Origin of the sequence: Streptomyces sp. NBC_00249 (genome assembly GCF_026342355.1) — a bacterium.
In the GTDB taxonomy this organism is placed as follows: Bacteria; Actinomycetota; Actinomycetes; order Streptomycetales; family Streptomycetaceae; genus Streptomyces.
This window is the reverse complement of the sequence record NZ_JAPEMV010000002.1, coordinates 175862-195009: the sequence shown is the minus strand read 5'-3', so window position 1 is coordinate 195009 and position 19148 is coordinate 175862. Positions and strand designations below refer to the sequence as shown.

The following is a 19148-nucleotide window of genomic DNA, read 5'->3' as shown; positions in this document are numbered from 1 at the left end:
GCCGAACGTCTCGCCGATCCGGCGAATGGCGGTCGAGAGCGCGCGCCCCTGGCAGGCAACCCCTGCGGCGCACCGCTCCCCGCCTCTTCCGGCGCCTTGAAGGAACCCCTCATCCGTGGCCCCGCCACGCCGTGATCTCAAGGAGTCGATCACCATGACCCCCACCACCGCTGCCTCCCGCCGCGTCCGCCACACCTCCCCGGCCGACGAGGACCGCAAGAACGCCGCCGCCGCCCTCCAGCGCGCCCTGGACCGCCGCGACAACGGCGGCTCGACCGGCCACTGACCCTCCCGGTCACCGAAATCGAGGCCCCGGCATGTCGCGCCCGCCCCTGGTTCCCGTCGGCCCCCGCAGGCCGACCGGGGGTCCATATGGTGGACGCGATATGTCTGAGGGCTGGGACACGGAGTACGGTTCCGTCATGTCGACCAGCATCAATCTCGCAGTGATCCCCGGTGATGGCATCGGCCAGGAAGTCGTGGCTCAGGGCCTCAAGGTCCTTACCGCGGTCCTGCCCCAGGATGTGAAGCTGGAGACCAAGGAATACGACCTCGGCGCCCAGCGCTGGCACCGCACCGGTGAGACCCTCCCGGACGCGGAGCTCGAAGCCCTCAAGCACCACGACGCGATCCTCCTGGGCGCCATCGGCGACCCGTCGGTCCCGTCCGGTGTCCTGGAGCGCGGTCTGCTGCTGAAGCTCCGCTTCGCCTTCGACCACTTCATCAACCTGCGCCCCTCGAAGCTCTTCCCCAACACCGCCACCCCGCTGGCCGGCCGTCCGGAGATCGACTTCGTCGTGGTCCGCGAGGGCACCGAGGGCCCGTACACCGGCAACGGCGGCAGCCTGCGCACCGGCACGCCCGCCGAGGTGGCCACCGAGGTCAGCATCAACACCGCCTACGGTGTCGAGCGCGTCGTCCGTGACGCGTACGAGCGGGCCAACGCCCGCCCGCGCAAGAAGCTGACGCTGGTCCACAAGAACAACGTCCTCGTGTACGCGGGCCACATGTGGAAGAACATCTTCGACAAGGTCGGCCAGGAGTACCCCGAGGTCACCACCGACTACCTGCACGTCGACGCCGCGACGATCTTCTTCGTCACCCAGCCCGAGCGCTTCGACGTCATCGTCACGGACAACCTCTTCGGTGACATCCTCACCGACCTGGCCGCCGCCGTGACCGGCGGAATCGGCCTGGCCGCCTCCGGGAACATCAACCCGACCGGCTCCTTCCCCTCCATGTTCGAGCCCGTCCACGGCTCCGCCCCGGACATCGCCGGCACCGGCAAGGCGGACCCGACCGCGACGATCCTGTCCGTCGCCCTCCTGCTGCGCCACCTCGGCTACGAGGCCCAGGCCGTCCGCATCGAGGACGCCGTCTCCGCCGACCTCGCGGAGCGCGACGGTACGTTCCGTTCCACCGACACGATCGGCGACGCCCTCGCCGCGCGAGTAGCCGGCTGACCCGGCAGCTCCACCCAGGAAGCCGCCAGGTCACAAAGGGACCTGGCGGCTTCTCCTGCGCGGCCCCGGGTGCCACCATCTCCCCTGGGCCGCTAACGCCCCGTTTCACCGAAGGCTGCCCGCGCGCGATAATCGAACGCGAGGCCGCGGAATACGGGGAAGCTCGGACGTCCTAGTACGCCGTGAGCGCGGTCCACCACAACCCACCGGTGAAGGACAAGCACTCATGACGACGCCCACGATCGAGCTGAAGCCCTCCTCGAACCCCCTGTCCGCCGCGGAGCGCGAGGCGATCCTGGCCAGCCCCGGTTTCGGCCGCCACTTCACCGATCACATGGTGACGATCAAGTGGACCGAGGGGCGCGGCTGGCACGACGCCGAGCTGGTCCCGTACGCGCCGCTGTCGATCGACCCGGCCAACATGACGCTGCACTACGCGCAGACGATCTTCGAGGGCCTCAAGGCGTACAAGCAGCCCGACGGCACCGTCGCCACCTTCCGCCCGCGCGCCAACGCCGAGCGCTTCCAGGCCTCCGCCCGCCGCATGGCGATGCCCGAGCTGCCCACCGAGCTGTTCATCGAGGCCTGCGACGCCCTCATCAAGCAGGACCGCGCCTGGGTGCCGGACTCCGGCGAGGCCTCGCTGTACCTGCGCCCCTTCATGTTCGCCTCCGAGGTCGGCCTGGGCGTCCGCCCGGCCAACGAGTTCCTCTTCATGGTCATCGCCTCGCCCGCCGGCGCCTACTTCCCCGGTGGCGTCAAGCCCGTCTCCGTCTGGCTCTCCGAGGAGTACGTCCGCGCCGTCAAGGGCGGCACCGGCGCGGCCAAGACCGGCGGCAACTACGCGGCCTCCCTCGTCGCCCAGGCCCAGGCCGCCTCGCACGGCTGCGACCAGGTCGTCTGGCTGGACGCGCTGGAGCACCGCTGGATCGAGGAGATGGGCGGCATGAACCTGTACTTCGTGTACGGCGACCGCATCGTCACCCCCGAGCTGACCGGCTCGCTCCTGCCGGGCATCACCCGCGACTCCCTCCTCACGATCGCCCGCGACCTCGGCTACACCGCCGAGGAGGGCCGGATCACCACCGAGGACTGGAAGCGCGACAACGAGAACGGCACCCTCACCGAGGTGTTCGCCTGCGGCACCGCCGCCGTCATCACCCCGGTCGGCTCGGTCAAGTCCGAGCGCGCCAACTGGACCCAGGGCAACGGCGAGCCCGGCGAGGTCACCATGAAGCTCCGCAAGGCGCTGCTGGACCTCCAGACGGGCCGCACCGCCGACAACCACGGCTGGATGCACCCGCTGGGCTAGCCCCCGCCCCGGCAAAACGTTTGCGTACGAAGGCCCGCGCCCCCTGGACCAGGGAGCGCGGGCCTTCGCACGTCGGCGGGGGAGTGCCTCAGGCCGTGGCCGGCTCCTCCGCCGGGGCCTCGGCTGCGGGCGCGGGCACCGGAGCGGGCGCGGTGCGGGCGGTCAGCGCCGCGTAGACGAGGCCGCCCGCCAGCCCGGAGAGCACGAAGGAGCAGTCGACCCCGCCGGTCAGGGCGAGCAGGGGGCCTTCGTAGAAGGGGGTGGTCACGGCGAGCAGGCCGACGCCCGCGCCGATCGCCCAGGAGGCGGTGGCCCGCAGGTTCCAGCCGCCCCGGTACCAGTAGATCCCGCCCACCGAGCGGCGGTTGAAGACCTGGAGGGCGTCGGCGTCGTACTGCCCGCGGCAGCGCACGTAACCGATCAGGGTGATCACGGCCCAGGGCGTGCCGATCGCGGTGAGCAGCAGGACGAACGAGGTCATCGCGGACTGCACGTCCCACTCGAAGGAACCGAAGAAGACGAAGGCGGTGGCGACGGCGGCCGCGATGACGGTGGCCGTCGTGCGCGTGGCGCGGGGCACGATCGCGTCGAGGTCGAGGCCCATGGAGTAGAGCATCAGCCCGGCGTTGCCCACCGAGCCGGCCGCGGCGGCCACGAGCAGCGGTACCAGGTACCAGAAGGGCGCGGCCTCGACGAGGGGCCCGGCGTAGTCGGTGCCGGCCTTGGCGGCGAGGGCGGTGTACGTGCCGAACAGCTGCGGTATCAGCAGGCCGACCAGCAGGCCGAGGGCGGTGGCCCGCAGGACCTTGCGGGGGCTGTGCGCGCGGGGGGAGATGTAGCGGGTGTAGTCGCCGAGCAGCGTGATGAAGGCGACGGGGCCGCTGAGTCCGGCGGCGACGGCCGCCAGCAGCCAGGTCGGCCAGAAGGAGCCGAGCAGGTACGCGGTGTCCGGCGGGGCGGCGCTGGTGAAGTCCGGGGCGTAGGCGAAGACGCCCACGGCCAGCAGGACCACCATGCCGATGGACAGGACCTTGCTCATGCGCAGCAGCAGCCGGTAGCCGAAGACGGCCCCGACGACGGTACAGGCGGCCAGCACTCCGTACATCGCGGCGCGCGAGACCCCGGTGTCGGGCAGCCCGGTGAGCCGGGACAGGGTCCCGACCATCACGTCACCGCCGATCCACAGGGTCAGCGCGGTGTAGCCGAGCGAGAGCAGCAGACCGACCACCGAGCCGACCAGTCGCCCCCGTACGCCGAACTGGGCGCCGCTCGAGGTGGACAGGTTGGTCGCGGTGCGCAGGGACACCAGGGCGAGCGGCGCGGTGAAGGCGATGCCGACGAGGGTGCCCGTCACGATGGCGGTGACCGAGGGCCACAGGCCCAGTCCGAAGGACGGGGGAAGCCATCCGAAGACGATCACGCCGAGGCAGAGGTTGGAGCCGAGGAGGATCGAGATCAGGTCACGGGGACCGCTCGTCCGCTCCTCCTCCGGGATGGTGTCGACGCCGCGCTGTTCGATGGGCATGGGGGGACTCCCTTGGCAGGGCGGGGGGTGGTTGCGCATGTGTTTGAGCGACACTCAATGTGACCTAAGCCCTGGTCTCAGGTCAATGATTCCTTGCGAGGAAATGAAGAGTTAGAGTGATGCTCTAACCCATCGACTCAAAAGGTGGTGGATCGGCGTGCGGCTGACCCCAACGGAGCGCGACCGCCTGCTGCTGCGCAGCGCGGCGGAACTGGCCAGGGCCCGGCGGGCCCGGGGCCTGAAGCTCAATGTCCCCGAGGCCACGGCGCTGATCGCGGACACGGTCTGCGAGGCCGCGCGCGACGGCAAGCGGCTGGCGGAGGCCATCGAGGAGGCCCGTGGCGTCCTCGGCCCCGGCGATGTCCTGCCCGGCGTGTCCGACGTGGTCACCGAGGTGCACGTGGAGGCCGTCTTCGACGACGGATCCCGCCTCGCGGTGGTCTCGGCCCCGATCCAGGGCGCCGTCTCCCTCGGCGACGACGCCCCCGGCGCGGTCGTACCGGGCCCCGGCGCGCCGCAGCCCGAGCCGCAGGTGCACCTGCGGGTGCGCAACACGGCCCCCGTGCCGGTGAGCGTCACCTCCCACTTCCACTTCTTCGAGGCGAACCCGCGCCTGGACTTCGACCGCGCGGCCGCCTACGGCATGCGGCTGTGCGTGCCCGCGGGCTCCTCCGTGCGCTTCGACCCGCACGGCGAGGGCGAGGTGGGCCTCGTCCCGATCGGCGGCGAGCGGATCGCCGTCGGCTTCGCGGGCCTGGTCGACGGGCCCCTCGACGCCCCCGGGGCCAAGGAGCAGGCCCTGGCCCGCGCGGAGGCCTGCGGCTACCTGGGCGCTTCCGGAGCTTCCGGCCCGGCGCAGGCTGAAGCCGACGCCCCGACCCCCGACGCCCACGACCACCCGGAAGGGACGACGGCATGAGCCGGCAGACACCGCACACCGACCACAGCGCGCACTGCGCTCCCGGCAGCCGCCACATCGACCCGCACGAGTACGCGTCCGTCTTCGGCCCCCGCGCCGGGGACCGGGTCCGGCTCGGCGACTCGGGGCTGACCGTCCGCGTCGAGCACGACGCGCAGAAGCCGGGCGACGAGTTCCTGGCGGGTTTCGGCAAGACGGCCCGTGACGGCCTGCACCTGAAGGCCGCCGCCGTCCGTGACACCTGTGACGTGGTGATCAGCAATGTGCTGGTGATCGACGCGGTCCTGGGCATCCGCAAGGTGTCCATCGGTATCCGCGAGGGCCGGATCCACGCGATCGGCCGGGCCGGGAACCCCGACACCCTCGACGGGGTCGACGTGGTCGTCGGCACCGGTACCTCGATCGTCTCCGGCGAAGGCCTCATCGCCACCGCCGGCGCCGTGGACACCCACGTCCACCTGCTGTCCCCCCGGATCATGGAGGCCTCGCTCGCCGCGGGCGTCACCACGGTCATCGGTCAGGAGTTCGGCCCGGTCTGGGGTGTCGGCGTCAACTCCCCGTGGGCCCTCAAGCACGCCTTCAACGCCTTCGACGCCTGGCCGGTGAACATCGGCTTCCTCGCCCGGGGCTCTTCCTCGGACGCGGCTCCGCTGGTCGAGGCCCTGGCCGAGGGCGGCGCGTCCGGTTTCAAGGTGCACGAGGACATGGGCGCCCACACCCGGGCCCTGGACACCGCGCTGCGGGTGGCCGAGGAGCACGACGTGCAGGTGGCCCTGCACAGCGACGGCCTGAACGAGTGCCTGTCGGTGGAGGACACCCTGCGCGTCCTGGACGGCCGGACCATCCACGCCTTCCACATCGAGGGCTGCGGCGGCGGCCACGTCCCGAACGTGCTGAAGATGGCGGGCGTGCCGAACGTCATCGGCTCCTCCACCAACCCCACCCTGCCCTTCGGGCGGGACGCGGTCGCCGAGCACTACGGCATGATCGTCTCCGTCCACGACCTCAAGCCGGACCTGCCCGGCGACGCGGCGATGGCCCGGGACCGGATCCGCGCGGGCACGATGGGCGCCGAGGACGTGCTCCACGACCTGGGCGCGATCGGCATCACCTCCTCCGACGCCCAGGGCATGGGGCGTGCGGGCGAGACCATCCGCCGCACCTTCGCCATGGCCGCCAAGATGAAGGGCGAGCTCGGCCCGCTGGACGGCGACGGCGAGGGCGACGACAACGCCCGCGTCCTGCGCTACATGGCCAAGCTGACCATCAACCCGGCCATCGCCCACGGCCTGGCCCACGAGATCGGCTCCATCGAGGTCGGCAAACTCGCCGACATCGTGCTCTGGCGCCCGCAGTTCTTCGGCGCCAAGCCCCAGCTCGTCCTGAAGTCCGGCTTCCCCGCCTACGGAGTCACCGGCGACCCCAACGCCGCCACCGACACCTGCGAACCGCTCGTCCTCGGACCGCAGTTCGGCTCCTACGGGGCCACCGCCGCCGACATCTCCGTCGCCTTCGTCTCCGCCGCGGCCGCCGCGCTCGGCTCCGACGAGATGCCGACCCGCAGGCGCCGCGTCGCCGTCCGCGGCACCCGCGGCATCGGCCCGCGCGACCTGCTCCTCAACTCCCGGGTGGGCGCGGTCGATGTGGACGCGCGCAGCGGACTCGTCTCCCTCGACGGGGAACCGCTGCGCTCCGAAGCGGCCGAATCGGTCTCCCTCAACCGCCTGTACTTCTTGTAAGCCAGCACAGCCTCTAAGGACCTCCCCGTCATGACTGAAAAGCCTGTGAACCACGGATTCCGGATGCCCGCCGAGTGGATGCCCCACGAGCGCACCTGGATGGCCTGGCCCAGCCCCAACCCGACCTTCACCAACGAGCAGGAGCTCGCCGAGGCCCGCGAGGCCTGGGGCTCCGTCGCCCGCGCGGTGCGCGCGTACGAGCCCGTGACCCTCGTCGTCTCCCCGGGCGACGCCGACAGCGCCCGCGGACACGTCGGCGACGACGTCCAGCTGGTCGAGCGCGAGCTCGACGACGCCTGGATGCGCGACATCGGCCCCACCTTCGTCACCAACGGCGCCGGTGAACTGGCCGCCGTCGACTGGACCTTCAACGGCTGGGGCGCCCAGGAGTGGGCCCGCTGGGACCACGACTCCAAGGTCGCCCGGCACGTCTCCGACCTCGCCGGCACCCGCACCTTCAGCACCACTCTCGTCAACGAGGGCGGCGCCATCCACGTGGACGGCGAGGGCACCGTGCTCCTCACCGACACCGTGCAGCTCGGCGAGGGCCGCAACCCCGGCTGGACCCGCCAGCAGGTCGAGGCCGAGATCCACGCCCACCTCGGCACCACGAAGGCCATCTGGCTCCCGTACGGCCTGGCCGGCGACTACGGCACCTACGGCACCCAGGGCCACGTCGACATCGTCGCCGCCTTCGCCCGCCCCGGCGTGGTCATGGTCCACACCCAGCCCGACCCGGCCCACCCGGACCACGAGCGCTGCAAGACCATCGCCGCCATCCTGCGCGCCTCCACCGACGCCCAGGGCCGCCGGCTGGAGGTCGTGGAGGTGCCCGCGCCGACCGTGCTGGAGGAGGACGGCGAGTGGGTCGACTACTCGTACATCAACCACTACCTCTGCAACGGCGGCGTGGTGCTCTGCGCCTTCGACGACCCGCGCGACGAGGAGGCCGCCGAGATCTTCCGCGGTCTCTTCCCCGAGCGGACCGTGACGCTCGTTGACGCACGTACGATTTTCGCCGGGGGTGGCGGTATCCACTGCATCACCCAGCAGCAGCCGAAGGTCTGACCCGAGGCGGACCTCATGAAGGAGTGGCCCATGGTGGCGGGTGGAGTACCGGTACGGGCGGCGCGCAAGAACGCGCCCCCGCGCGAGGACGTACTCGTCGCCGCCATGGCCACGATCGCGGAGCGCGGACTGGAGGGCCTGACCATGGCCGGCCTCGGCCGGCAGGTCGGCATGAGCAGCGGCCACCTCCTCTACTACTTCGGCAGCAAGGATGAGCTCCTGCTGCAGACCCTGGAGTGGAGCGAGGCCGCCCTGGGCGCCGAGCGGCGGGCCCTGCTCTCCCGGCGCGGCTCGGCGCGCGAGCGCGTCCAGGCGTACGTGGACCTGTACGTGCCCGAAGGCGCCCGGGACCCGCACTGGACGCTGTGGCTGGAGGTCTGGAACCGCTCCCAGAACGCCGGCCCCCAGGAACGCGACCGGCAGGCGGCCATCGAGGGCGCCTGGCACCGCGACCTGGTCGCACTGCTCGCCGAGGGCATCTCGCGCGGCGAGTTCCGCCCCGTGGACCCGGACCGCTTCGCCGCCCGGGTCAGGGCCCTGCTCGACGGGTTTAGCATCCAGGTCGCCGTCGGCCTGCCCGGGATAGGGCGCCAGGACATCCTGGAACACGTGGGCGAGTTCCTCGCCGAGAGCCTCGTCGCCGGGGCCTGACCCGCCCGCCGGCCGCCCCGCGAGGGGCGGCGGGCCGCCTGCCGGACAGGGGCTGCCCGCATGCTGAGACCAGCGTCCACCGCCGTCCAGCCGTGTGAAACACTGCGGGCGTGTCTGCTCAGCTCATGATTATGGACAGCAGCGCGCCGGTCCTCAGTGACCGCTGAACCGTGGAAGACCTTCGCGGAAGCGGCCACCGTGCCTCAGACCCGCGCGCAGACCTCTCGCACCCGCGAGAGGTTTTTTCGTTTCCCGGCCCGAAATCATGCCGGGACCGAAGGGCGCGCGATGATGGGGGCAGTGGATCCCCGGTCTCCGGAACCACTCATCCGACAGGAGTCAGATCAGCATGACGACGACAGAGGCGACTGAGCCGACAGAGGCACTCGACGACGGCTTCCACGTCTTCGACACCACCCTGCGCGACGGCGCCCAGCGTGAGGGCATCAACCTCACGGTCGCGGACAAGCTGACGATCGCGCGGCACCTGGACGACTTCGGAGTCGGCTTCATCGAGGGCGGCTGGCCGGGCGCCAACCCCCGCGACACCGAGTTCTTCGCCCGCGCCCGCGCCGAGATCGACTTCAAGCACGCCAAGCTCGTCGCCTTCGGCGCCACCCGCCGGGCCGGCGGCTCCGCCGCCCAGGACCCGCAGGTCCGCGCCCTGCTGGAGTCCGGCGCCCCGGTGATCACCCTGGTCGCCAAGTCCCACGACCGGCACGTCGAGCTGGCGCTGCGCACGACCCTCGAAGAGAACCTGGAGATGGTCCGCGACACCGTCTCCTACCTCGTCGGACAGGGCCGCCGGGTCTTCGTCGACTGCGAGCACTTCTTCGACGGCTACCGCGCCGACGCCGAGTACGCCAAGTCCGTCGTCCGCGCCGCCCACGAGGCCGGCGCCGACGTGGTCATCCTGTGCGACACGAACGGCGGCATGCTCCCCGCCCAGGTGACCGCCGTCGTCGCGACCGTCCTCGCCGACACCGGAGCCCGCCTCGGCATCCACGCCCAGGACGACACCGGCTGCGCCGTCGCCAACACGCTGGCCGCCGTCGACGCGGGCGCCACGCACGTCCAGTGCACCGCGAACGGCTACGGAGAGCGCGTCGGCAACGCCAACCTCTTCCCGGTCGTCGCCGCCCTGGAGATCAAGTACGGCCGCACCGTCCTCCCGGCGGGCGCCCTCGCCGAGATGACCCGCATCTCCCACGCCATCGCCGAGGTCGTCAACCTCACCCCCTCCACGCACCAGCCCTACGTCGGCGTCTCCGCCTTCGCGCACAAGGCGGGCCTGCACGCCTCGGCGATCAAGGTCGACCCGGACCTGTACCAGCACATCGACCCCGAGCGGGTCGGCAACACCATGCGCATGCTGGTCTCCGACATGGCCGGCCGCGCCTCCATCGAGCTCAAGGGCAAGGAACTCGGCGTCGAGCTCGGCGGCGACCGCGCCCTGATCGCCCGCGTGGTCGAGCGGGTCAAGGAGCGCGAGCTCCAGGGCTACACGTACGAGGCCGCCGACGCCTCCTTCGAGCTGCTGCTGCGCGCCGAGGTCGAGGGCCGGGCGCGCAAGTACTTCCGTACCGAGTCCTGGCGGGCCATCGTCGAGGACCGCCCGGACGGCACCCACGCCAACGAGGCCACGGTCAAGCTGTGGGCCAAGGGCGAGCGGATCGTCGCCACGGCGGAGGGCAACGGCCCCGTCAACGCCCTGGACCGCGCGCTGCGCGTCGCCCTCGAACGCTTCTACCCCCAGCTGGCGAAGTTCGAGCTGATCGACTACAAGGTCCGCATCCTGGAGGGCAAGCACGGCACGGAGTCCACGACCCGCGTGCTGATCGCCACGACCGACGGCACCCGCGAGTGGTCCACGGTCGGCGTCGCCCAGAACGTCATCGCCGCCTCCTGGCAGGCCCTGGAGGACGCCTTCACCTTCGGCCTCCTGCACGCGGGCGTCGAACCGGCGGAGTAGTCGGGGCGCAGGGCGCGCCGGGATGCGGGCGCCCTTATGTCCGTCTCACACGGGAAAGTGCGGGTTCGGGTAGCGTCGGGAGTATGAGGACCAGGCTGATATCCGTACTTTCCGGTGTGCTGCTGGCCCTGTCGGCGACCGCCGTCGCGGTCGCCCCGCAGGCGTCGGCCGCCACCGGGGTCTCCGCCGTGGGCGAGGCCCTCAAGAAGGGCCCGGTCTACGTCGACCCCCGCGCCGAGGCGCAGCTCCCCCCGGCCGAGGCGCAGGCCCTGGCCAAGAAGATCGAGGCCGCCGGGAAGCCGGTGTTCGTCGCGGTACTGCCCGCCACCGCCGAGTTCCCCCAGGAGAAGGTGCTGGGCGCCGTCCGCGCCGAGACCGGCATCACCGGGCTCTACGCGATCCGCCTCGGCGACGGGTTCAAGGCCGGGTCGGACCAGGCCGTGATGCCGAGGAACGCCGTACAGAACCTCACCGAGGCCGTGAAGACCGGCGGCCCGGTGGACGCCGCCACCCAGCTGAACAACTTCGTCGACCAGGCCCTGACCCAGGCCAAGGGCGCCGCCCCGGCCTCCTGGGACACCGGCGCCGGCGACGAGGGCTCCTCGTCCGGCGCCCTGATCGGCCTCGGCGTGGTGGCGCTGGTCGGCGGCGGGGGCGCGTACGCCCTGGTCAAGCGCAACCGCAGGAAGAAGGAAGAGGCCCGCCGCGAGGCCATCGCCCGGCTCGCCGTGGTCGTGGACGAGGACATCACGGCCTTCGGCGAGGAACTGGAGCGCCTCGACTTCCATCCCGGCGAGCCCGGCGCCGACGACGCCATGCGCAAGGACTACGAGCAGGGCCTCGACTCCTACGAGAAGGCCAAGCAGATCATGGCCTCGGTCCAGCAGCCGCACGAGGTGCAGGGCGTCACGCAGGCGCTGGAGGACGGCCGGTACGCGCTGGCCCGCCTGGACGCGCGCCGCCAGGGCCGCCCGGTGCCCGAGCGCCGGTCGCCCTGCTTCTTCGACCCCCGGCACGGGCCGAGCACCGAGGACGCCGCCTGGGCCCCGCCCGCCGGGGCGGCCCGTAACGTCCCGGTCTGCGCGGCGGACGCCGTACGGCTGCGCGACGGCCTGGACCCGGCGGTCCGTACCGTCGACACCGAGCACGGCCGGCGCCCCTACTACGACGCCGGCCCGGCGTACGGTCCCTGGGCGGGCGGCTACTTCGGCGGCGGCATGCTGCCGGGCCTGCTGATGGGCACGATGCTCGGTTCGATGATGTCCACGCCCGCCTACGCCTCGGACTTCGGCGGCGGCGCGGGCGGCGGCTTCGAGGGCGGGGACGTCTCCGGGGCCGACTTCAACCCGTCCGACTTCGGTGGCGGGGACTTCGGCGGCGGAGGCGGTTTCGACGGTGGCGGAGGCTTCGACGGCGGGGGCGGCTGGTAGCCGCCCCCGGGGTCCGGCGCCGTCGGCGGCGTCAGGCCTGCTTGATCGCCGAGATGTCGAAGGTCAGCTTCACCTTGTCGCTGACCATCACGCCGCCGGCCTCCAGCGCCGCGTTCCAGGTCAGGCCCCAGTCGGAGCGCAGGATCTCGGCGGAGCCCTCGAAGCCGACGCGCTCGTTGCCGTAGACGTCGGTGGCGGAACCGGCGAACTCCAGGTCGATGGAGAGCGGGCGGGTGACGTCCTTGATCGTCAGGTCGCCGGTGATCCGGTACGTGTCCCCGCCGAGCGCGGCCGCCGAGGTGGAGCGGAAGCTCATCAGCGGGAAGAGCTCGGCGTCGAAGAAGTCGGCGCCGCGCAGGTGGGCGTCGCGGTCGGCGATGCCCGTGCCGACCGAGGCGATCTTCACGTCGATGGTGGCGGTGGACCGCGAGGGGTCGGCCCCGTCGAGGTGCAGGGCGCCCTCGTGCTCGGTGAAGCTGCCGCGCACGTTGGTCACCATCGCGTGGCGGACGGTGAAGCCGATGCTGCTGTGGCCGGCGTCGATGACGTAGTCACCGGTGAGGGCGGCGAGCGCGGGGTCCACTTCGAGCGTGGCGACGGCGGCGGTGCCCTGAGCGGCGGTGGTCTGGTTGCGGCGGGTGAAGAGACCCATGACTGCTTCCTCCTCGGAAGATCCTGCTGGCCGATTGGTTTAACTTTCAACGAGAATGACGCTAGACCCATTCCGTTCAAAGTTCAACTTCTTTGGGTCCTGTCCCCGTAATTTGTGGGACCCCCACAAAGGCCCAAGGTCCCGACTGGGGGAGTCCATACATCCTTCGGCGGTTCTGTCCGGCCCGCACAGCGGATGGGGCCCGAGACTGTGTAGAACCAACGGAGGGTTTTGATGGGCCGGCTTCGTAAGGTCGGTACATGACCGTTGTGGACCAGACTTCGAGCGAGCCGACGGACGCCCGTGGGCGCGTGGCCGAGCTGCACTCCCTCCGCGAGGAGGCCCGGCGCGGCCCCAGTGACCGTGCGACCGAGGCGCAGCACGCCAAGGGCAAGCTGACCGCGCGTGAGCGCATCGCGCTCCTGCTCGACGAAGGTTCCTTCAAGGAGGTCGAGCAGCTGCGCCGGCACCGGGCCACCGGTTTCGGCCTGGAGGCCAAGAAGCCGTACACCGACGGTGTCATCACCGGCTGGGGCACGGTCGAGGGCCGCACGGTCTTCGTCTACGCACACGACTTCCGCATCTTCGGCGGCGCCCTGGGCGAGGCCCACGCCACGAAGATCCACAAGATCATGGACATGGCCATCGCGGCCGGTGCCCCGCTGGTCTCCCTCAACGACGGCGCGGGCGCCCGTATCCAGGAGGGCGTCTCCGCCCTCGCCGGCTACGGCGGCATCTTCCAGCGCAACACCAAGGCCTCCGGGGTCATCCCGCAGATCTCGGTCATGCTCGGCCCCTGCGCCGGCGGCGCCGCGTACTCCCCGGCCCTGACGGACTTCGTCTTCATGGTCCGCGACACCTCGCAGATGTTCATCACCGGGCCGGACGTGGTCCGCGCGGTGACCGGCGAGGAGATCACCCAGAACGGCCTCGGCGGCGCCGACGTGCACGCCGAGACCTCCGGCGTCGCGCACTTCGCGTACGACGACGAGGAGACCTGCATCTCCGAGGTCCGCTACCTCATCACGATGCTCCCCTCCAACAACCGCGAGAACCCGCCGGTCCACGAGACCAGCGACCCCAAGGACCGTCGCTCAGACGTCCTGCTGGACCTGGTCCCCGCCGACGGCAACCGCCCGTACGACATGCTCAAGGTCATCGAGGAGCTCGTCGACGAGGGCGACGTCCTGGAGATCCACGAGCGCTGGGCCCGCAACATCATCTGCGCCCTCGCGCGGATGGACGGCCAGGTCGTCGGCATCGTCGCCAACCAGCCCGGCCACCTCGCGGGCGTCCTGGACATCCACGCCTCCGAGAAGGCGGCGCGGTTCGTCCAGCTCTGCGACGCCTTCAACATCCCGATCATCACCCTCCTGGACGTCCCCGGCTTCCTGCCGGGCGTCGACCAGGAGCACGGCGGCATCATCCGCCACGGCGCCAAGCTGCTGTACGCGTACTGCAACGCCACCGTCCCGCGGATCTCCCTGATCCTGCGCAAGGCCTACGGCGGCGCGTACATCGTCATGGACTCCCAGTCCATCGGCGCCGACCTCACCTACGCGTGGCCCACCAACGAGATCGCCGTCATGGGCGCCGAGGGCGCGGCCAACGTCATCTTCCGCAAGCAGATCGCGGACGCCGAGGACCCCGAAGCCATGCGGGCCCGCATGGTCAAGGAGTACAAGGCCGAGCTGATGCACCCGTACTACGCGGCCGAGCGCGGCCTCGTCGACGACGTCATCGACCCCGCCGAGACCCGCGAGGTGCTCGTCAGCGCCCTCGCGATGCTCCGCACCAAGCACGCCGATCTGCCGTCCCGCAAGCACGGCAACCCGCCGCAGTAACGAGCGAAGGAGACCTGCCACCCATGAGCCCCCTGCTGAAGGTCGAGAAGGGCAACGCCGAGCCCGAGGAGCTGGCCGCGATCACCGCGATCCTCCTGGCCCGCGCCGCCGCCACCCCCGACGAGGCCGCCACCACCCCCCGCTCCACGGCCGGCTGGCGCCGCCTGGAACGCAGCCGCGGCTTCCAGGCCCCGCACAGCTGGCAGGGCTAGCCGCTGCGCTACAGCTCCACCCGATGGCCGCTCAGCCGGTCTGGACCTCGATGCCCTCGGGCACGGATTCCAGGTTCGGCGGGCGGCCATCGGGCGTGGTGCACTCCTTGAGGCGCAGGGAGCGGACGGGGCCCAGAGCGGACAGGATGCCCAGGTCGTCCGGCAGCAGACAGTGCTGGAGGGTGAGGGTGGTGAGCTCCGGGGCGGCGCTCCGGACGTTCGCCGGCCACGTACTCAGGTCGTACAGGCCGAGCTCCAGCAATTGCAGGGACTCGAGACCGGCCAGGTCAAGGAGACCCTCGGGGCTGCCGTGACCGTCGATTCGCAGCTCGCGCAGCATGGCGAGGGATGTCAGGGGGGCGAGGTCGGCCCCCTGCTCCAAGGTCGCGAGGGTCAGGCTGGCGATGTTCGGGGGCAGCGACGTCCGGGCAGGTGCGGGGAGGGAATCCCACAGCAGCGTCAGGGTTTCCAGCTCGGCGAGGTCACCCAGCACCGCTGTGTCCCGCAGCGGGACCTGCCCACACAGCGACAGGTGCTGAAGCCGCCGGTACGCCCGCAGGGGCGAGAGGTCCATGGTGCCGCGCAGCTCGAACATGTGCAGACTAGCCAGGTCGCCCGGCAGCCCCAGGTCGGAGAATCCCTCGATCGGGCACTCGAAGACCACGTGGCGGATTTCCGGCAACTCCCTCAGGGCGCACGCCTGGGCCGGGTGGGTCACGAACATCACCCGGTCTTCCAGGGGGAGCCGTTTGAGAACGCGCCGGGCGTACTCCGTGGACTCGAACGACTCCCAGCAGTCGACCAGGTGTCGCCGGATCGCGGGGTGTGAGGTATCGGCCCACTTGCCGAGCCGGTCCATGGCCTGTTCCCCTCCGATCAGCGAGGCTGTCCGTACGAGCGCCTCGACGGCGGCGTCGGACAGACCGGCCAGGGAATCCGGCAGCCGGCGCAGCACCGGCGCGCCGACCGCGGCCAGTGAGGCGGCCTCGCTCATGCGGCGCGGCGGGATCAGGGCGTCCAGGGCCTCGTCCAGGGGGCCGGAGACCGCGTCGGGGACGGACGGCATCGTTTCCAGGCAGGACGCCGCCAGCAGGCGCAGGCGGCGGGTGTGGCGGGGTTCGGCGGCGGCGCGGGCGAGGATGCCGTGGACCAGTTCCTCCCGCTGGGTGCGGTTGGCGTGGCCCGCCGTCATCACGATCGTCTCGTGCCACAGGTCCAGATGGGCCCGCTCCACCAGGTTCCCGATCCGGTCCTCCGAGGCCGCCTCCGCCGCCGCCAGGTACTCCTGGAAGCTGCGGTGCAGGAAGTCCACCCGGTCCTCGGCCGGCGCGCGCAGCACCCCCGAACGGACCAGGAGGTGCTCCAGGACCGCTTCCCCGTCGACCCCGTCCAGGTGCCGCATCCGGCCGAGCGCCGCGTGCACGTGCCCCGCCGCCCGTTCCCGCGCGATCTCGCTGCGGTTGTTGTCCGACAGCCGCCAAGCCAGGTCCTGGAGCAGCCGCAGCTTGTCCGTCAGGGTCAGGGAGACGTCCAGGTCTCCGGGCACACCCCGCTCCGTGTCCCGCCGGTGCAGCAGGATCTCCAGCGCCGTGCGGTACAACTCCATCCGGTTGCGCGGCAGCTGGCGCCGCCGCTCCAGGTGCAGCGCGCACAGCAGCGCGGCCAGCAGGGGGCTCGCCGCCAGGGACTGGAGGTGCGGGCGGTCCTGGAGGCTGGTGATCAGCGAGCGTTCGTAGTCGGGGAGTTGCGCCGGCTCGCACGGCAGCCGGTCTCCCTGCTCCCGTACCGCCTGGTGCCACTGGCGGACGAACGCCACCAGGTCGGCCGGCCGCATCCGGTCCAGCAGCACCGGCTGGAACTCCTCGGTGCGCAGCCAGTCCTTGCCCGCCGCGGCCGGCCGCGAGGTGACCACGACCCGGTTGTCCGGGTAGGCGGCCAGCAGGTTGCGCAGCCACTGCCGCACCCCGCGGCGCTCGCCCGCCGGGAGCTCGTCGACCCCGTCGACCATCAGCAGGACCCGGCCCTCGGAGAGCAGCCGGTCCGTCCACGCCTTCGGCATGTGGCCCGTCAGCGGGCCCGCCGTCTGGTCGAGCAGGGCTTCCGGGGAAGGGAGTTCACGTCCCGCGTACCGGCGCAGCTTCACCATGACCGGGACCAGCCCGTTCCACCCGGCCAGCTCGCCCGTGAAGGCCCCGCGCGCGGCGGTGACCGCCAGCCACTGGAGCAGGGTGGTCTTGCCGGAGCCCGCCTCGCCGCGCAGCAGCACCCGGCGGGCCTCGCCGAGCGCGGCCTCGACGCGTACGCCGTGCCCGCCCTCGTCCTCCTCCGCCCAGGCACTCGCGGACCGGCGGGGAGAGGGGATCCGGCGCGAACGCCGGGCGCCCTCGCCGACGCTGGTGCGCAGGCTCACGTAGGCGACGGACAGCTTCGTCCGGGGTGCCCGCTCCGAGGCGAAGCTGAACAGCTCCACCTCGTCTAGGGTTTCGCTGATCAGCGCCAGGTACTCCCGGCGGAAGGCCTCGTCCTCGCCCGTGCCCTCGGGCGCGTACAGCGAGCGGGCAGGGAGCCGGTCCAGAGCGCGGGCCACCTCGGCCGCGAGCGTGGTGGTGCGACCCAGCAGCTCGGTGACCGCCCGCTCGGTGAAGACCGGCAGGTGCCGCAGGATGCGTACGTAGCAGTCGACGGACTCGGCGAACAGGGCCTCGTGGAAGGCGAGGGCCGGTTCGGACAGGCCCGGCGGTACGGCGACCGCGCGGCGGATCCGCCGGGCCAGTTCCGCGGGGTCGGCGTCGGCGCCGATCACCGCCTCGTCGGAGAGGTCGGCGCGGGCGAAGGTGTCGCACACGGCGTCGGTCGCGGCCCGGCGCTCGTTGGCGGCGAGGCCCCGGAACTCGTGGGCGAGCAGCGGCTCCAGCCGGGCGGCCACGGCGTCGGCCATGTCCTCGAACTGCCGCTCCAGGCTGCGCTGGTACCTCAGGCCCGACACGCGCACGCGGATCAGCTCCGACATTGACGAGGCGGCCTCCTGCTCGCGCCGCCGCGGCCCCAGCCACAGCGACACCGCGCGGGTCGCCAGCACCCTGCCCAGATTGATGGCCGCAGCCTCAGCGCTCACACGTGCCCCCTCCGTCAGAAAGACAGAACGCCGGGAACCCGTATCGGGTTCCCGGCGTTCCGCACGGAGCGGGCGCGAACTACCGCAGCCGTGCCATCAGCGCGTGTTCCACGAGCGTGATGAGCGCGCTCTTGGCGTCGCCGCGGTGGCGGGCGTCGGTGGTGATGATGGGGGCGTCGGGGCCGATCTGGAGGGCCTCGCGGACCTCCTCCGGCGTGTACGGCTGGTGGCCGTCGAAGCCGTTCAGGGCGATCACGAACGGCAGGCCGCTGTTCTCGAAGTAGTCGACCGCGGGGAAGCAGTCCGCGAGGCGGCGGGTGTCGACGAGGACCACCGCGCCGATGGCGCCGCGTACGAGGTCGTCCCACATGAACCAGAAGCGGTCCTGTCCGGGGGTACCGAAGAGGTACAGGATCAGGTCCTGGTCCAGGGTGATGCGGCCGAAGTCCATGGCGACCGTGGTGGTCGTCTTGTCACCGGTGTGGGTGAGGTCGTCGATTCCGGCGGAGGCGCTGGTCATGACGGCTTCGGTGCGCAGCGGGTTGATCTCGGAGACCGCGCCGACGAACGTGGTCTTGCCCACGCCGAAGCCGCCGGCCACCACGATCTTCGCGGAGGTGGTGGAGCGAGGAGCCGCTCCGCCGTTAGAGCTTGCGAAGTCCACTGAGCACCCTTTCGAGCAGTGTCACGTCTGGCTGGCCGCCGGCAGACTCGTCGCCGCCGGGCTGGTGAATGGCGACAAGGCCCGCCTCCGCCAGGTCGGCGACGAGGATGCGGGCGACACCAAGAGGAATGGAGAGAAGTGCCGAGATCTCCGCGACGGATTTGATCTCCTGGCACAGGCGGCAGATGCGCTGGTGCTCGGGCAACTGCCCTTGCAGCCGCGCGGGATCGGCCGTGGTACTGACCAGCGCCTCGATGGCGAGCTGGTAACGCGGCCGGGTACGGCCGCCGGTCATCGCGTACGGGCGCACCAGCGGGTTGTGCGCCTTCGGAGCCTGCGGCGGACCACCGCGCAGGGGCTGCTGCGAAGGACGCTGGGACTGCGGGGGCGGCTGGGGCTGGCCGTACTGCTGCTGCTGGTAGGGGTTGTGCTCCGGCACGGGCCGGCTGGGAGCAGAAGGGAAGTTGAAGCGGTTCTGGTCGTGCCCACCCTGCGGCTGCTGGCCGCCATAAGGATGTCCTCCGGGTGTTGTCACGTTTCCTCCTCCGACTCCAAGAACGCAGTACTCCCTGTGGAACCGCG

The 19148-nt window shown here is 71.5% G+C and carries 16 protein-coding genes; 11 read left to right on the top strand and 5 right to left on the bottom strand.

Translation table 11 applies throughout. The features are described from left to right. Nucleotides 1–154: 154 nt before the first annotated feature. The 3 genes from OOK31_RS09705 (at nt 155) to OOK31_RS09695 (ending at nt 2775) form a co-directional block, all read left to right on the top strand. Complete coding sequence (locus tag OOK31_RS09705) at nt 155–286, top strand: hypothetical protein (RefSeq protein WP_267012024.1); 132 nt, start codon at nt 155–157, stop codon at nt 284–286. Between the two features lie 136 nt (nt 287–422). Then, on the top strand, nt 423–1463 hold the full coding sequence (locus OOK31_RS09700) for a 3-isopropylmalate dehydrogenase (protein ID WP_267012023.1): 1041 nt from the start codon (nt 423–425) through the stop codon (nt 1461–1463). Between the two features lie 226 nt (nt 1464–1689). Continuing rightward, nucleotides 1690–2775: a branched-chain amino acid aminotransferase gene (locus OOK31_RS09695; RefSeq protein ID WP_267012022.1), complete on the top strand. Its 1086-nt coding sequence runs from the start codon at nt 1690–1692 to the stop codon at nt 2773–2775. A gap of 88 nt (nt 2776–2863) precedes the next feature. On the opposite strand, the gene OOK31_RS09690 is transcribed toward OOK31_RS09695, so the two are convergent. Continuing rightward, nucleotides 2864–4300 carry a cytosine permease gene (locus tag OOK31_RS09690; protein ID WP_267012021.1) on the bottom strand — a complete coding sequence of 479 codons (1437 nt, stop codon included), beginning with the start codon at nt 4298–4300 and terminating at the stop codon, nt 2864–2866. Between the two features lie 157 nt (nt 4301–4457). Here OOK31_RS09690 and ureA point away from each other — a divergent pair, with 157 nt between their 5' ends. The 6 genes from ureA (at nt 4458) to OOK31_RS09660 (ending at nt 12079) form a co-directional block, all read left to right on the top strand. Continuing rightward, complete coding sequence (gene ureA, locus OOK31_RS09685) at nt 4458–5219, top strand: urease subunit gamma (RefSeq protein ID WP_267012020.1); 762 nt, start codon at nt 4458–4460, stop codon at nt 5217–5219. Next, nucleotides 5216–6958, top strand: a complete 1743-nt coding sequence (locus tag OOK31_RS09680; protein WP_267012019.1) for an urease subunit alpha — start codon at nt 5216–5218, stop codon at nt 6956–6958. The genes ureA and OOK31_RS09680 overlap by 4 nt, the downstream gene beginning before the upstream one ends. A 30-nt stretch (nt 6959–6988) precedes the next feature. Continuing rightward, entirely contained in the window at nt 6989–8026 is a 1038-nt protein-coding gene (locus OOK31_RS09675; RefSeq protein WP_267012018.1) for an agmatine/peptidylarginine deiminase, read from the top strand. A gap of 15 nt (nt 8027–8041) precedes the next feature. Further along, nucleotides 8042–8677 carry a TetR/AcrR family transcriptional regulator gene (locus OOK31_RS09670; protein ID WP_267012017.1) on the top strand — a complete coding sequence of 212 codons (636 nt, stop codon included), beginning with the start codon at nt 8042–8044 and terminating at the stop codon, nt 8675–8677. A gap of 349 nt (nt 8678–9026) precedes the next feature. Beyond that, nucleotides 9027–10649 carry a citramalate synthase gene (gene cimA, locus OOK31_RS09665; protein WP_267012016.1) on the top strand — a complete coding sequence of 541 codons (1623 nt, stop codon included), beginning with the start codon at nt 9027–9029 and terminating at the stop codon, nt 10647–10649. Nucleotides 10650–10732: 83 nt separating this feature from the next. Next, nucleotides 10733–12079, top strand: a complete 1347-nt coding sequence (locus OOK31_RS09660; protein ID WP_267012015.1) for a hypothetical protein — start codon at nt 10733–10735, stop codon at nt 12077–12079. 31 nt (nt 12080–12110) lie between these two features. Here the strand turns inward: OOK31_RS09660 and OOK31_RS09655 are convergent, their stop codons facing one another. Then, a complete protein-coding gene (locus OOK31_RS09655; RefSeq protein WP_267012014.1) occupies nt 12111–12731 on the bottom strand; it encodes a YceI family protein in 621 nt (206 codons plus the stop codon). Nucleotides 12732–12991: 260 nt separating this feature from the next. On the opposite strand from OOK31_RS09655, the gene OOK31_RS09650 reads away from it, so the two are divergent. Together OOK31_RS09650 and OOK31_RS09645 are read left to right on the top strand one after the other, a co-directional pair. Then, the gene (locus OOK31_RS09650; RefSeq protein WP_267012013.1) at nt 12992–14575 is read left to right on the top strand and encodes an acyl-CoA carboxylase subunit beta; all 1584 of its coding nucleotides are present in this window, start codon (nt 12992–12994) and stop codon (nt 14573–14575) included. Nucleotides 14576–14598: 23 nt separating this feature from the next. Next, nucleotides 14599–14787 (top strand): acyl-CoA carboxylase subunit epsilon, encoded by a 189-nt coding sequence (locus OOK31_RS09645; protein WP_267012012.1) that lies wholly within the window; start codon nt 14599–14601, stop codon nt 14785–14787. A 31-nt stretch (nt 14788–14818) separates the two neighbouring features. Here the strand turns inward: OOK31_RS09645 and OOK31_RS09640 are convergent, their stop codons facing one another. From OOK31_RS09640 to OOK31_RS09630, 3 genes are all read right to left on the bottom strand, one after another. Beyond that, nucleotides 14819–17902: an NACHT domain-containing NTPase gene (locus tag OOK31_RS09640; RefSeq protein ID WP_267012011.1), complete on the bottom strand. Its 3084-nt coding sequence runs from the start codon at nt 17900–17902 to the stop codon at nt 14819–14821. Nucleotides 17903–17981: 79 nt separating this feature from the next. Beyond that, entirely contained in the window at nt 17982–18566 is a 585-nt protein-coding gene (locus tag OOK31_RS09635; RefSeq protein WP_136214583.1) for an ATP/GTP-binding protein, read from the bottom strand. Further along, nucleotides 18547–19101, bottom strand: coding sequence for a DUF742 domain-containing protein (locus OOK31_RS09630; RefSeq protein ID WP_267012010.1), 555 nt, complete (start codon nt 19099–19101; stop codon nt 18547–18549). Before OOK31_RS09630 ends, OOK31_RS09635 begins: the two co-directional genes overlap by 20 nt. Between the last annotated feature and the right edge of the window lie 47 nt (nt 19102–19148).